Here is a 12,671-nt window from a genome sequence, read left to right as displayed (position 1 = left end):
CCCGGCCGGGCTGGAACCATCTAACCTTTAAAACTATCGTAATTGTTTTGTAGATGTCCGCGCCCGGCCGAAAAAAATAAATCGTAGGGTGGGCTTTAGCCCACGCTGTAATTCTTAACTTATTGCAAGGTCTCTGATAAGACCGTGCGCAGCCTCGTTTTTGAACTCAAGTGTGTATTCGCCGATTAGCTGGCCGCATTCATAATCGCCGCTGCTCGCCAGAGGCTTGAAGTAGAAACTTCTGCCCGCAAGCGGAAGAACGCTTATGCGCGATGAATCGAGAAGCAATACTGCGTCCTGCGGAATCCATCTGCTCGTAACAATCCTGCAAACGCCGAAGTCGCTTTCATAAACGCTGACCATATCGGTGTACGCCGTATCGGCCGCTCCGAAACTTCTGTTTGCACTAAGGAACGAGTTAATTTTCCGCTTCTGAAAACCTCCGACGACAATCAAGTCAACATTGCCGCTGCTGTTTTCCCAAATCTGGCGCAGAACATAATTAATCTTCGCCTCATCGAGACCGTCTCCGCTCGGAAATCCCGAATCGCCGGGCCGATAAACATTTGTCGCGATGCTCTGGACAATGCCTTTCATACTCCTGCGAACAGAAGCCGAACCCTGCGGATTTGCCGATGGCTGACCGCCGTTGATAACCGTGTTCTCAAGGTCGCGAATCAGCTCGCGCAGTTTTTCGCCCTTCTGATAATCTATCTCGTTTGAAATACCGAGATGACTGGCTGCGATATTGGTGCCGCTCACTTCAACGCCGGCCGTGAAAATCTGCGTGTAATTTCCGCAGCGGACGCGGTTGGTAAATCTTGCTGCCGGTTTATCGTCGCCTTCGAGAGCCGCGTTACCGAGAATATGAATCACCTGACCGTCAGCGATATCTTCAGGCATTGTGCCTGCGTATCCGCGAACGACTGTAATTGTGCCGCCGCTTACGCCTGTAACAAGCATCAGTTCTTCGCTGCCTGAGGTCTGAATCTGGTCGCCGGTTCTGAATCTGTCGCCGTTGGCGACATCGAAGCTGGTCTCGCCGTCAGGGTCGCTGATTGAACCGTCGCTGATTACATCTTTGTTCGGCACAAGCGAATCTTCGAGCCATTCGTGATATGTGCTTCTCGCCTCGCGCAGCGGGTCGCCTATTGCATCAAGCAAGTGCGTCTCGACCGGCGATATAATCCCGACAATATCACAAACATCTTCCGCAAGTTCAGGAAGTCCGACTCCTGCCGAATATGTTGCTTTACCTGTAAAAGCCATAATTTATTCCTTTCTTTTTATTAATTTTTTGTGTCTTTGTGCCTTTGTGGCTATACAAAATTTCTTCTCGCCCGCAGATACTCCTGCAGGTCCGTTCTTGAACCGCTTTTGACGGCCTTTTTAGCCGCCCGCTCAAGAGACCCTGTTGCCCCTGACAACCTGTCTTTGACTCCGCTTGTCTTTGCGCCAACCGCAGCAGCCGGAGTGTCATTAAAAAGATAACCTTTCTCTTTTCGCAGTTGCTCGACAACGTCTGCCGCCGTAGCCTCTGCATTGTCCTCGAGTCTGGTTCTGCCTATAATCACGGCAGCTTCCAAATCCCGCACGCCCGCTGAAACAAGTTTTTCTATTAACTGCCGTTCGATTGTCAGTTGCGAAAGATTATTGCTCAATCTTTCCACTTCGCTTTTTCTCTCGGCAAGTTCCTCTTCAAGCAGCGTTTTCTTTTGCTCGGCAAGCTGTGCCCTTTTGCGGTAGCGAATCGCCTCGCTTACATCGACAAGTTTTTCGCTTCGCCCCTGCGGCTCATCTGAACCCCTGTCCGCCATAGCCTTGGCGACGGCGGAATTTTCTGTGTCAATCTGACTCATTTAAATTTCTCCTGTGAATTTATTTTAGGACTTAGATTCTGTATTCTGAGTTCTGTGTTCTGTGTTCTTATGAACTTATTTCATAGCCTAACTCTCTCAGTACCTGTTCCTGCGGCACTCCGAGCTGCTGTTTCAATTTTGCCTCATTGAGTTTTTCCAGTGTGTTCTCCGGCAATGGACTTGGAAAAATCACATCGAATACTCTCTCATCTTTTGAGTTCGGATAAATATTTGTAACATCGAGAAGATGCATTATCATCGCGGCGATGTCCTTAAGCCCCTGCCCGTAAACAAAATGTTTCCGCTCGGTTTTTGCCAGCGTTCCCATCAGCATCAATTTCAGTGCGACGGCACTGGTCAGATTGCCGATTTTATCTTTCAGCACTCCTGCGACCACCGGCGTTACGCCGCTTGCCTTGTCCAGTGCCTCCCTGATTTCGGCGATATGCATATCCTCGCTTGGCGATGTGCTGTCTCCGCCGAATTGTTCGATACTCGCGTCAGGATTATCCGTGCACCACATCCTGCCCGGTGAAACCGCCCTGTTCTCAACGCCTTCAATGCCTTTTGCCAGATACATCTTGAACGCCTGAAAAGTTATCCTGCTTGCCCTGTCGCTCAATCTCGTATTCAGTTCGTCCTGAAGCGGCACCAAAGGCTCGACATCGCTTATCCCTTCGTAATACAATGGCTGCGCGATATTCTGAATATGCACGACAGGAATAATTCCCATAACATTCCGTCCTTCGGCAACGAGCTGTTTCTCTTCGTATCTTTGCCAGATGTCCGGCGAGATTATCTCTGTAACCGCCGCCGTGCGTCTTGTGCCGTTGTTTCCTCTGCCGCCCAGCAGTCTGCTTAAAAATCCTCCTTCTGCCCCGACGTCGTTTTTCTGCTCGATAAAATGCTGAATATAGAAGTTGATTTTGCGAAAATCTTTTTCATCCAGGACCGGCAGTGCTCTTGGCGCCTCAATCAGTTCCAGACCGCAGTCTGAAACAAGTTCGTTTAGCCCCGACCCCTGCGGTCGGGGTTCGTTCATCCTGCGAACACAAAAGTCTGCGATTTTCGGCCCCGGCCGAACTATGCAATCCACAAAACCATAAACTGCCCCGAGCACCGCCATATCCTGAAAGAACCTTACCCCGCCGTTGGCATTGAATATTTGTTTTATAATTTTATCGATTTCTATTCGTCTGTTTTTATCTTCCGCCCTGCTGACGATATCTGCGCCTTTGCCGAACAGAAAATCCACCATAGCGTTTATTCGCCAGCCGATATCGTTTTCAATTACGACTTCTTTGCGTTCGACGTCTGCGACTGCTCTGCCGCCGAGCAGGCCGCTGGTTTGTATTCGCTTTACGCCTGTGATTCTTGCGGGCAGTCCTATTTCCTGTGCCTGTATATAGGTTCTTGCCGATTCGTTTAGTTTCGCATCTGCCGCCGACAGACCCGCCGGTGAATACATCGGGTTTTGGTAATAATCCCACAGCCTGCCAAAGTGGGTTTGCATATCGACCCATTGCTCATCGACGAGCCAATCGACAAAATTTGGATTAAGACTGTCTGTCTCGAAATTTGAAAAATCATAAGCCATTTATTTACTCCACATAAAAGTGAATTTTATCTCTTTTTTCTTCGTGTCTTGGTGCCTTTGTGGCCCCTCCGTATTACCTGAAAACTTGCGCGCTTTTGACGAACTTTTTGCGAAAATTTTTTAGGCAAAATTCGTAAGTTGTTGCCTGATATGGAGAAAAAAATTTTGAAAAAATCTTATTTTTCACATTTGCGCAATTTTTTTATTGCGCGCTTTTGATTATGTGGACAAAAAAGATTAAGAATTTAACCGCCGATTTCACGGATAACGCGGAAAATTAAAAATATGAAAAAAAGAAGAAACACGAAGGAAAATGTATATAAAAAACAATATATTATATAATACTTCGTGGTCTTCGCGACCTTCGTGGTAAATACCCCGGCCTTTTTTATTTATTGCCTCACAACCAAAATACCTTATAATTTTAAAAACACAACTTACTGGAGGTCTAACTAATGGGATGAATCCCGTTAGACCTCTTTGATTTTATATAATGTCTTAAATTGTGAAAAGAGAAGTACATTTTATGAAGATTATACCAATTAATAGATTAAATGGAGGTCTAACGGGATGAAAAAATTCAATATTTCCGATGACATTCTGGATTTTGCGATTGAAGGCGAAATAGAAGCCTATAAATTCTACACCGGCCTTGCGACTAAAATGGACAATCCCGAAATGAAAAAAGTTTTTCTCGATTTTGCCGCCGAGGAACAGGGCCATAAAAAACAGCTTGAAGACGTCAAAAAAGGCAAGGTCTTTAAGGTAAGCAGTGAAAAAGTCGCCGACCTTAAAATAGCTGAATTCACTGTCGATGTCCAACCAACAAAAAATATGGAATATAAGGATGCCCTCGTTCTGGCGATGAAAAAAGAAAAAAAAGCTTTCCAGTTATATACCACCCTTGCCAATCTCGTCGAAGAGGTTACCGCCAAACAGCTTTTCGAGTCTCTGGCTCAGCAGGAAGCGAAACACAAACTCCGCTTTGAGCTTGAATACGACGAAATAGTGTTAAAAGAAGATTAAAAAATATATATCTCTGTGTGCTCTGTGTCCTCTGTGGCTATAAAACAATCTCCGCCAAAATTTGCTCTGTGGCTAAAGGAATTGCGATTGCAGTTCTGCACCGCAAGTGTTCTGCCCGTAATCGTTGGAACCGCTGTCGCATATTCACATACGCATCGATTCAACCTTATGTTTTTTTTACTTGCCGCCTTTTCAATCGCCCTGTTTCAAATGGGCGCAAATGTCGTAAACGACTATTTCGACAGCGTCTCCAGAAACGACTGGCTCAACAGCAACCCGACACCATTTTCAGGCGGCAGCAGACTGATTCAAAAAAATCTGCTGACCGGCAAAGAAGTCTTCATCGGCTCACTGCTGCTTTTTTCCGCAGGAGCGGCATTGGGAGTTATCATAGTAATAATGACAAAGAGCTTGTTTGTGCTTTCGCTTGGCATCATCGGACTGCTCGGCGGTTTTTTCTACACCGCCCCGCCTTTGAAACTCGGTTATCGAACGGCAGGAGAAATAACGATAGGTTTTCTGTTCGGCATTTTGCCGGTTTTCGGAGCTTATTATATTCAAACAGGCGTAATTGATTTTGTTCCGTTCTTTCCCGCGATGATTGTGGCGATTTTGATTTTCCTCATTATATTCGCAAATGAATTTCCAGACTTCCCGGCCGATAAAGCCGTCAATAAAAAAACTCTTGTCGTTACATTAGGAATCAAAAAAGCATCTTCTCTTTATAATATCCTGATTATTCTTCTCTGGGTATTGGTGTTATTTTATTCGTTAGTCATACTGCCGCCTCTTGCGGGAATTCCTCTTTTGCTGATAGTCTTCATATTGAGCTGGAGATGCAAAAAAAGCAATGACCCCGAAAAACTGGCACAGAATGGTTACAGCGATTTAAGCAAATCGACAATCCTGCTGCATACTATCGGCTGCGTTTGTCTTTTTGCGGCGGTTTTATTAGCTTAAGTCTCTCTGTAACATTTGCCGCATAAGCTTCCCTGCCCACCATGCCGGTACTGGCATAACGATTGTTAAAAATTTGTTCTTTCAGCAGCTCGATACGGTTTTCAGGACTTGGATGCGTCGAGAAAAATTCTATCGTTCGGGATTCGTTTTGCTTTTCCAGTATCTCCATCGTCTCAATCATCCCGTTAGGCGTATAACCGGCTTTCACAAGATAATCCATTCCAACCTGGTCGGCCTGTCTTTCATGAGCCCTGCTGAATGACATACCCTCAAGCTGTCTTACGATATCGGCAACTCTTACCGCGGCGCTCGAACCTGAAGCTGAGCCGGCGACGCTAAAGCCGATGCCGATTATATAATCTCTTGTAATCTGCTGTGCGATGTGCCTTGCCGTAACGTGTGCCGTCTCGTGCGCCAAAACACCGGCAAGCTGTGCTTCGGTCTTAAGCTCTTTCAGCAGACCCGTGGTGATATAAATATATCCGCCCGGCAGAGCAAACGCATTGACTGTATTGGAGTCGATGGCTTTATAGCTGAAACCTGCTTCGGGCGAATGACTGACGCGGGCAATATTTTGTCCGACAGAATTGATATAATTCTGAAGTTCAACATCCTTAATACTCTGGCCGAGTTCTTTCTCGACTTGCTTGGAATATTCCTCGCCCATTTTCTTTTCCTGTTCAGGATTTACAAGCAGAAACTGATTTTCGCCCGTTACAGGATTAACCGAACATCCGCTGCAAAGAAGTCCTAACCCAAAAGCCATCAAAAACAGCCGTAAAACTCTCATAATTTATTCCCTAACTATATTTACAAAAAACACTTACGTCACAGACAAACACTTTAACACAAAGTAACTCAATCTGGTAAAATGTCAAGAATGTTTTTGTATTGTAATATCTTTCCGTTACCGTAGTATAATTTATAACACTATTATTACAGAGTTGATTCCATGAACAAAAGAATTTATATTTTAATATATTTTTCCGCAACCGTTTTGAGTTTGCCGCTCATTAGCGGTTGTAATATGCCGCGCGAACAGTTGTTTACTTTCAACAGGTATTATGAAACTTCAGATTTCAGTTCTGCTTTACTCTTTGCGGAAAAAAATATCAAAAAAAGAAACAATCCTTCCGGCGAAGACCTGCTTTGGACGCTTCAGGCTGCAAGCGCAAAAAGAATTTTAAAAGATTATGCTTCCAGTACGAAATTTTTCGATAAAGCTGAAGATTTTCTCAAATACTACGACCTTCATTCTTCTGTGGCAGATGACATAGGCGCTGTCGCTGTGAACGACAATGTTGTACCGTATAAAGGCCGGGAATATGACGGCGTGATGGTAAATGTGTACAAGGCCCTGAATTTTATGTCCGAGGGCAATTTAGACCTGGCAAGGGTCGAATTCAACAGGGCTCTCGACAGGCAAAGAAGAACGAAAGAAAAATTTGAAAAGGAAATCAGCAAGGCAAAAGAGCAGATTGATAAAGCACAATACAGCAATCTAATAGAATCAAGTCTTTCAAATCCGAATCTTGAAAAATCTCTGCACGATAAATATCCCGAACTTTATGAGTACCAGGCCTATAAAGATTATGTCAATCCTTTCGTAACTTATCTGGCCTCGGTATATTTTAACGCTACAGGCCGGCCTGCCGAGGCTCGTGATTTACTGAAAGAAACCGCTGGTCTTATCCCTGAAAACAGTTCTATCGCAGCGGAATTCGAGGAGACGGAAAATTTACTTGCATCGAATGGAACTTATAAAAATACTGTATGGGTTATTTTTGAAAACGGCCTGGGGCCAATCAAAGACGAATTTCGAATCGACCTGCCGCTTTTCATAGCAACCAACCGGGTACTATACGCGGGAATCGCGCTGCCGAAACTTGAATACAGAGACGACGCGTTTTCATATCTGCAAATCCAGGCTGACGGAGCCACATACAGCACTCAGGTTGTCGGCAATATGGACAGGGTAATAAACAGCGAGTTCAAAAAAGATTTTGATGCGGCTTTGATTAGAGAGATAATCTCAACAACTGCCAAGGTCGTTGCGCAATATGCTCTTACGAACCAGAATTCCAAAGGCTCGGACATCTCCGCAATTCTTTTGGCTGTGTATTCATTCGCAACAAATGCCGCCGACGTCAGAATCTGGACATCGCTCCCGAAGAATTTCCAGGCAGTGAAATTCCCCATGCCTCAAAACAAACTACTCAGGATTACTGATTCAGGCTCCGAATCATTTGACATTGCAATGCCGGATTGTAATAATGTTCTCGTATATATTAAAATAATACAGCAAAATTCTAAACCAGTTTTTTATGTTATTCCATTATGAAAAATTAATATAATTATAACTTTTAAGGAGATATAGATATGAAACCCGTTAGAGACAAGGCGTATCAGAATGAACGCGAGAAAACTATAGGAACAGGAAAGTCAATCGTTAGAGATGTTTGCCAGAGATGGCTGGTCTCTAACGGGTTGAAAAAGATTTTCCTTATGCTGCTGCTTTTCGTCTCATCGGCAGTAATTCTCGTCGGCTGCAACGAGCCTGCCGACAAGCGAGCTAATCTCACAACCGGAGTAAACAGCAGTACACTCGCAGACAATGTCCTTACCCGGCCTGTATACGGTGCATTCACTTTATTGGCAGGATACGGAATTGAGTTAAAAGATGTAAAAGTCTTCAGAAATGAAGCCGGTTTTATGGAAATTCAGGTAACCGGCTACAATAGCGCAGTATACAAAAAAAGGTTTGATTACAAAGTTGACTGGCTCGACAATAACGGTATGGCGGTTGATTCAAAAGCAAGTGTCTGGACAACTATATCCGCAAAATCAAGAACCGTCTTCTACTTTACAGTTATCGCACCTGCAAAAGAGGTCGTTGATTACAGAATAAATACAAGAGAAACTCCAAAGAAAGGATAAAAAAATGAAACTGGCTATATTATTTATCATGGTATTGTTCGCGGCCGGTTGTGAAGACGTTCAGAAAATCGATACAACTAACGACACCGGCAAACAGGTTATGGGGCTTGATTACAGGGATTTCAACCAGGCCGCAAGTGAAATGATTCAGTCCCTGCTAAAATCCGGCACTTTGGCCAAAAAAGACGGCGGCAAATACGTCCTGACCACTGGCGTTATTACTAACGATACAATGCAGAGAATCGACACCGATTTGCTCTCCGCTAAAATCGAAGAAGACCTCACGAAAAGCGGCCAGGTCGTTATGACCTCCGCCATCGGCGGCAAGGACAGCAACCGAGACTCTATGGTCAACGATATAAGAGATGTCCGCGATTCAGCAAAAGGCGATGAATTCAAACAGGAAACCCTGCCCGGCAAAGGCCAGCTCATTTCTCCTGATTTAAGTCTGTCAGGAAAAATATATCAGAGAGACCTTCGCTACGACAAAAAACATCAGCAGGTCGAATATTATTTCCAACTGAAAATAACTGACCTGAAAACCGGCCTGCGGTTCTGGCAGGAGGAAGTCCTTATCGGAAAACGCGGTAGTAACAAAACAGTTTCCTGGTAAACGGCAAATTTATTTTACAGCAGCGTAAACAAAAAAACAGACTTCAGTTATTCAACAACTGGAGTCTGTTTTTATATGCTTAATTTAGTCTATTTATTTGCCGTAGATTAGCCTCAACTGTTCTTCGGTGGGCATACTTGGATAGCGTTCGCCTTTGGGGCCGACAAATTCAGTTCCATCTTTTTTAATGGTAACCGCAACTTTTGTGCCGTCAGCTTTTATAATCTCAAAATTAAACTCGGTTTGGTTCGCACTCGAGTTTTCGCCGTACAAAGCCTTTAGCTGTTCCCCTGTCGGCAGACTGGTATATTTTTCGCCGGCAGGCCCGATATAATTTGAGCCTTCCTTGTGCAAAGTAATCGGAGTCTTTGAGCCGTCGCTATTATTAATCCAGACCACGACACTATTTTTATCAGCCGGCGGCGTATTGGATTTCAATCCATACAAAGCTTTGAGCTGGTCTTCTGTCGGCATTGCTGAATAATACTCGTTCGACGGCCCGACAAAGCCAGTCCCCTGCGGCCGAAGCGTTACCGATGTCTTCGAACCATTATCGTTTATAACCCAGACTGTAACATTTGGATTGCTTACAGGATTAGCTTCTTTCAACCGACCATCCACCAGCCTTTCCGGCGGAGGACTGTAAGTTTGAACCGGCGCCGCCTGAGTGATTACAATAGGCGGTCTTTTTACAACGACCGGCCTTTCGACTACATCATAATAATTATAGGGATAATAAGGATAACCATAGAAGCCCCAATTATAGTAACGATGATGAGGTCCATACCAATAAGGGTCCGGATAAGGATAACCAAAACCTATACCAATGCTAAAAGATGAATGACCATGATGACTGCGAGCTATGGCATCTGGGGCTGTTAAGGATATTACAGCAGCTAAAACTATTAACACCAATATGTATTTTATAGTTTTCATTTCTTTACACCTCTCCCACTATCTAATACGTTATTGTAAGCCAAATTGTTCGTAATAAACAAACCAGCCGGCGGAAATTAATGTTCGACGGGCTGACCCAAAAGACTTTCAATTTCCTTAAGCTGTTTGTCCAGCAGTTCTTTTGTTTTTGCTTCGATATTTAATCGCAGCAGCGGCTCGGTATTGCTGCCTCTGCAGTTGAACCACCAGTCCTTGAACTGTACCGTTATCCCGTCAAGGTCGTCAATCTCGCCCTGGCTGAATTTGCGTCTCAGTTCCTTGGTTACTTCTTCCTTATCGTCAACTACGAAATTTATCTCTCCGCTCGCGTGATATCTTCTCAGCGGCTTAATAATCTCGCTTACGGATTTATCGGTCGAACTTATGATATTTATCATATGTACGAGCGTAATCATTCCCGAATCGGCAAAGAAATTGTCGCGGTAATAGAAATGCCCGCTAAGCTCTCCACCGAAAATCGCCCTTGCTATGCGCAGCGTTTTCTTCATAAACGCATGACCGACTCTTTCGCGCCTGGCTATACCGCCGGCCTTTAAAATTTCCTCCCGCACAACCCAGCTGCTCCGCAGGTCGTACACAATCGCCGAACCGGGCGCCTTTTTCAAAAAGTAAGGAACCATAAGAGCCGTCAGCAAATCGCAACTGATAGTGTCTCCGTTTTCATCGACCATTATCAGCCGGTCGGCATCACCGTCAAAACATACTCCGACATCGGCTTTACGTTTTTTGACTGCGGTTTTAAGCTGAGATAAATTGCTTTCAACCAGCGGATTGGGGTCGTGCTTGAAAACGCCTTTATGCTCGAAATTGATTTTTGTTATTTCAACGCCTATATCATCGAAAATCGCCGGCACAACTTTGCCCGCCATACCGTTGGAAGCGTCAATAACTATTTTCAGAGGTTTTATCTTCGGGTCGAGAAATTTTAATACGTGTTCCTTGTATGCCTCTGTCAGGTCGCATTTCTCAACCGTGCCGTCCGCAGAACCGCGAGTATGAAGAAGCGCCGTGGCGATATGTTTTATTTCCTTCAGGCCGGTATCTGCCCCAACGGGCTTTGCTTCCAGTCCGGAAATCTTAAAGCCGTTATACTGCGCCGGATTGTGAGAAGCCGTTACCTGTACGCCGCCGCAGGTGCCGAGATGATTTATCGCGAAATATATCTGAGGCGTATCAATCATTCCGACATCGATAACATTTGCACCGGCCGCGTTCATCCCGCGGATAAGCGCTTCGACTAGGCTCTTGCTGTGCAGCCTCATATCGTGGCCGACGCAAAGGCTCTGGCGATTGGAAAGCCCACGGTCATAGCCGCGAAGCATGGACCTCAAAAAAGTCGCTGTCGCATTGCCTATCTTCCATGCTGCATCTTCATTTAACTGGTCGGGATAAACGCCTCGAATGTCATAAGCCTTGAAAATTGTCGGGTCCATCCCGCACCTTCTTTCTGTTCATTTCTTAATTTAATCTGTATATATTATTTAAAGTTTATTTCAATCCCATAACCTTAAAAATTCTAAAGAATCTTTAGAAGGTGCGGGACTCCCATAAAAAATCATAATATTATGCGAGAATTGTACTTACAGGCCACCTCAAGGTCAAATCTATTTTGCTTGTGCAAACGCGTTTATCTTTCTACAATCTCACAAAAATAACTGCGTTGAACTGAAAGATTATGGATAAAGACCTGAAAAACAAAACACTTGCGGAAATGAAGACTATCGTTGCCGGATATGACGGTAAAGAATATCTTGCCAAGTACATATTTGCTTTTCTTCATCAGCACAACGTAAACGACATCAGCCTTATGACGACTCTGTCCAAGGATTTGCGCCAAAAGCTCACTGACGGCGGTTTTTTCATATCGCAGCTTAAAATCGCAGAAAAGCTCGAAGACCCTGACGGCACGGCAAAATATCTTTTTGAAACCGCCGATGGACAGACCATCGAATCTGTCCTCCTTGATGAGTCCGGCAGAAAGACAATATGCGTCTCAACGCAAATCGGCTGCCGGCTGGGCTGTCGGTTCTGTGCGACAGGCTATCTTAAATTCGCCAGAAACCTTACCGCAGGTGAAATCGTCGACCAGGTTATAACCATTTCCGCAGACAGCGGCTGCAAAATAAACAATATCGTCTATATGGGAATGGGCGAACCGCTGGACAACTATGAAAATACTATAAAGGCCGTGAGAATCTTAGCAGACCCGGCAGGTAAAAACATCGGCATCCGCAGACAGACAATCTCGACCGTCGGCCTGCCTGACGGAATAAAAAAACTTGCCGATGAGGAAATCTATCCCCGCCTTGCGGTTTCTCTGCATACTCCCGTCGATGAATTAAGACAGGAGATTGTGCCCGTAGCGAAAAAATATCCGCTGCCCGTGCTCATGGCCGCGATGAAACATTACAATCAAAAAACCGACCGTAGAATTACAATCGAATATTGTATGATAGAAGGCGTTAACGACAATCCCGATTTGGCCCGCAAACTTATACAGCTTTTGAGAGGTCTGCACGCAAGTGTCAATCTTATCGAATATAATCCTCATCCAGGCTGTGATTTCAAACCAAGTCCGCAGGACAGGATAAGGGCCTTTAAGGATATTCTTATGCAGGCCGGCATTGAGACGATAATAAGATTCCGCCGCGGCAGAAGCATAAAAGCCGCCTGCGGCCAGTTAGGCGCCGACAGAATCTCGCGGAAACCTGACCATTGAAAA

12 protein-coding genes are annotated in these 12,671 nt (G+C 44.9%); 6 read left to right on the top strand and 6 right to left on the bottom strand.

Annotation, left to right across the window (positions count from 1 at the left end):
* Window positions 1-114 precede the first annotated feature (114 nt).
* The 3 genes from WC496_01240 to WC496_01230 all read right to left on the bottom strand — a co-directional run bounded on the left by WC496_01240 (window position 115) and on the right by WC496_01230 (window position 3,456).
* Window positions 115-1,269, bottom strand: coding sequence for a DUF5309 family protein (locus tag WC496_01240; protein MFA5291638.1), 1,155 nt, complete (start codon window positions 1,267-1,269; stop codon window positions 115-117).
* A gap of 50 nt (window positions 1,270-1,319) precedes the next feature.
* Complete coding sequence (locus WC496_01235) at window positions 1,320-1,859, bottom strand: hypothetical protein (GenBank protein MFA5291637.1); 540 nt, start codon at window positions 1,857-1,859, stop codon at window positions 1,320-1,322.
* A gap of 67 nt (window positions 1,860-1,926) precedes the next feature.
* The gene (locus WC496_01230; protein MFA5291636.1) at window positions 1,927-3,456 is read right to left on the bottom strand and encodes a phage portal protein; all 1,530 of its coding nucleotides are present in this window, start codon (window positions 3,454-3,456) and stop codon (window positions 1,927-1,929) included.
* Window positions 3,457-4,026: 570 nt separating this feature from the next.
* On the opposite strand from WC496_01230, the gene WC496_01225 reads away from it, so the two are divergent.
* Together WC496_01225 and menA are read left to right on the top strand one after the other, a co-directional pair.
* Window positions 4,027-4,482: a ferritin family protein gene (locus tag WC496_01225; GenBank protein MFA5291635.1), complete on the top strand. Its 456-nt coding sequence runs from the start codon at window positions 4,027-4,029 to the stop codon at window positions 4,480-4,482.
* Between the two features lie 33 nt (window positions 4,483-4,515).
* Window positions 4,516-5,442 carry a 1,4-dihydroxy-2-naphthoate octaprenyltransferase gene (menA, locus tag WC496_01220; protein ID MFA5291634.1) on the top strand — a complete coding sequence of 309 codons (927 nt, stop codon included), beginning with the start codon at window positions 4,516-4,518 and terminating at the stop codon, window positions 5,440-5,442.
* Here the strand turns inward: menA and WC496_01215 are convergent.
* Window positions 5,399-6,232 (bottom strand): M48 family metallopeptidase, encoded by an 834-nt coding sequence (locus tag WC496_01215; GenBank protein ID MFA5291633.1) that lies wholly within the window; start codon window positions 6,230-6,232, stop codon window positions 5,399-5,401. The two genes, menA and WC496_01215, sit on opposite strands and share 44 nt — an antisense overlap.
* A gap of 237 nt (window positions 6,233-6,469) precedes the next feature.
* Here WC496_01215 and WC496_01210 point away from each other — a divergent pair, with 237 nt between their 5' ends.
* From WC496_01210 to lpoB, 3 genes are read left to right on the top strand one after another with little or no spacing between them, the layout of a single operon-like run.
* Entirely contained in the window at window positions 6,470-7,783 is a 1,314-nt protein-coding gene (locus WC496_01210; GenBank protein ID MFA5291632.1) for a hypothetical protein, read from the top strand.
* A gap of 38 nt (window positions 7,784-7,821) precedes the next feature.
* Entirely contained in the window at window positions 7,822-8,379 is a 558-nt protein-coding gene (locus WC496_01205; GenBank protein ID MFA5291631.1) for a YcfL family protein, read from the top strand.
* A 4-nt stretch (window positions 8,380-8,383) separates the two neighbouring features.
* On the top strand, window positions 8,384-8,992 hold the full coding sequence (gene lpoB / locus WC496_01200) for a penicillin-binding protein activator LpoB (GenBank protein ID MFA5291630.1): 609 nt from the start codon (window positions 8,384-8,386) through the stop codon (window positions 8,990-8,992).
* Window positions 8,993-9,085: 93 nt separating this feature from the next.
* On the opposite strand, the gene WC496_01195 is transcribed toward lpoB, so the two are convergent.
* Window positions 9,086-9,928, bottom strand: coding sequence for a hypothetical protein (locus WC496_01195; GenBank protein ID MFA5291629.1), 843 nt, complete (start codon window positions 9,926-9,928; stop codon window positions 9,086-9,088).
* A gap of 77 nt (window positions 9,929-10,005) precedes the next feature.
* Window positions 10,006-11,382 carry a phosphomannomutase/phosphoglucomutase gene (locus WC496_01190; GenBank protein MFA5291628.1) on the bottom strand — a complete coding sequence of 459 codons (1,377 nt, stop codon included), beginning with the start codon at window positions 11,380-11,382 and terminating at the stop codon, window positions 10,006-10,008.
* Window positions 11,383-11,624: 242 nt separating this feature from the next.
* On the opposite strand from WC496_01190, the gene rlmN reads away from it, so the two are divergent.
* Entirely contained in the window at window positions 11,625-12,668 is a 1,044-nt protein-coding gene (gene rlmN / locus WC496_01185; protein MFA5291627.1) for a 23S rRNA (adenine(2503)-C(2))-methyltransferase RlmN, read from the top strand.
* Window positions 12,669-12,671 lie beyond the last annotated feature (3 nt).

The sequence above is a fragment of the Phycisphaerae bacterium genome (assembly GCA_041652575.1).
Lineage (GTDB): Bacteria > Planctomycetota > Phycisphaerae > Sedimentisphaerales > UBA12454 > UBA12454.
Note: the sequence above shows the minus strand (reverse complement) of the source record. Positions and strands in the feature narration are given on the sequence as shown.

Bases quoted from the DNA above. Each gene is read 5' to 3' on its own strand.
- WC496_01195 (MFA5291629.1), bottom strand. From the start codon at position 9,928: ATGAAAACTATAAAATACATATTGGTGTTAATAGTTTTAGCTGCTGTA.
- WC496_01215 (MFA5291633.1), bottom strand. From the start codon at position 6,232: ATGAGAGTTTTACGGCTGTTTTTGATGGCTTTTGGGTTAGGACTTCTT.
- WC496_01230 (MFA5291636.1), bottom strand. From the start codon at position 3,456: ATGGCTTATGATTTTTCAAATTTCGAGACAGACAGTCTTAATCCAAAT.
- lpoB (MFA5291630.1), top strand. From the start codon at position 8,384: ATGAAACTGGCTATATTATTTATCATGGTATTGTTCGCGGCCGGTTGT.
- rlmN (MFA5291627.1), top strand. From the start codon at position 11,625: ATGGATAAAGACCTGAAAAACAAAACACTTGCGGAAATGAAGACTATC.
- WC496_01235 (MFA5291637.1), bottom strand. From the start codon at position 1,859: ATGAGTCAGATTGACACAGAAAATTCCGCCGTCGCCAAGGCTATGGCG.
- WC496_01190 (MFA5291628.1), bottom strand. From the start codon at position 11,382: ATGGACCCGACAATTTTCAAGGCTTATGACATTCGAGGCGTTTATCCC.
- WC496_01210 (MFA5291632.1), top strand. From the start codon at position 6,470: ATGCCGCGCGAACAGTTGTTTACTTTCAACAGGTATTATGAAACTTCA.
- WC496_01240 (MFA5291638.1), bottom strand. From the start codon at position 1,269: ATGGCTTTTACAGGTAAAGCAACATATTCGGCAGGAGTCGGACTTCCT.
- WC496_01205 (MFA5291631.1), top strand. From the start codon at position 7,822: ATGAAACCCGTTAGAGACAAGGCGTATCAGAATGAACGCGAGAAAACT.
- WC496_01225 (MFA5291635.1), top strand. From the start codon at position 4,027: ATGAAAAAATTCAATATTTCCGATGACATTCTGGATTTTGCGATTGAA.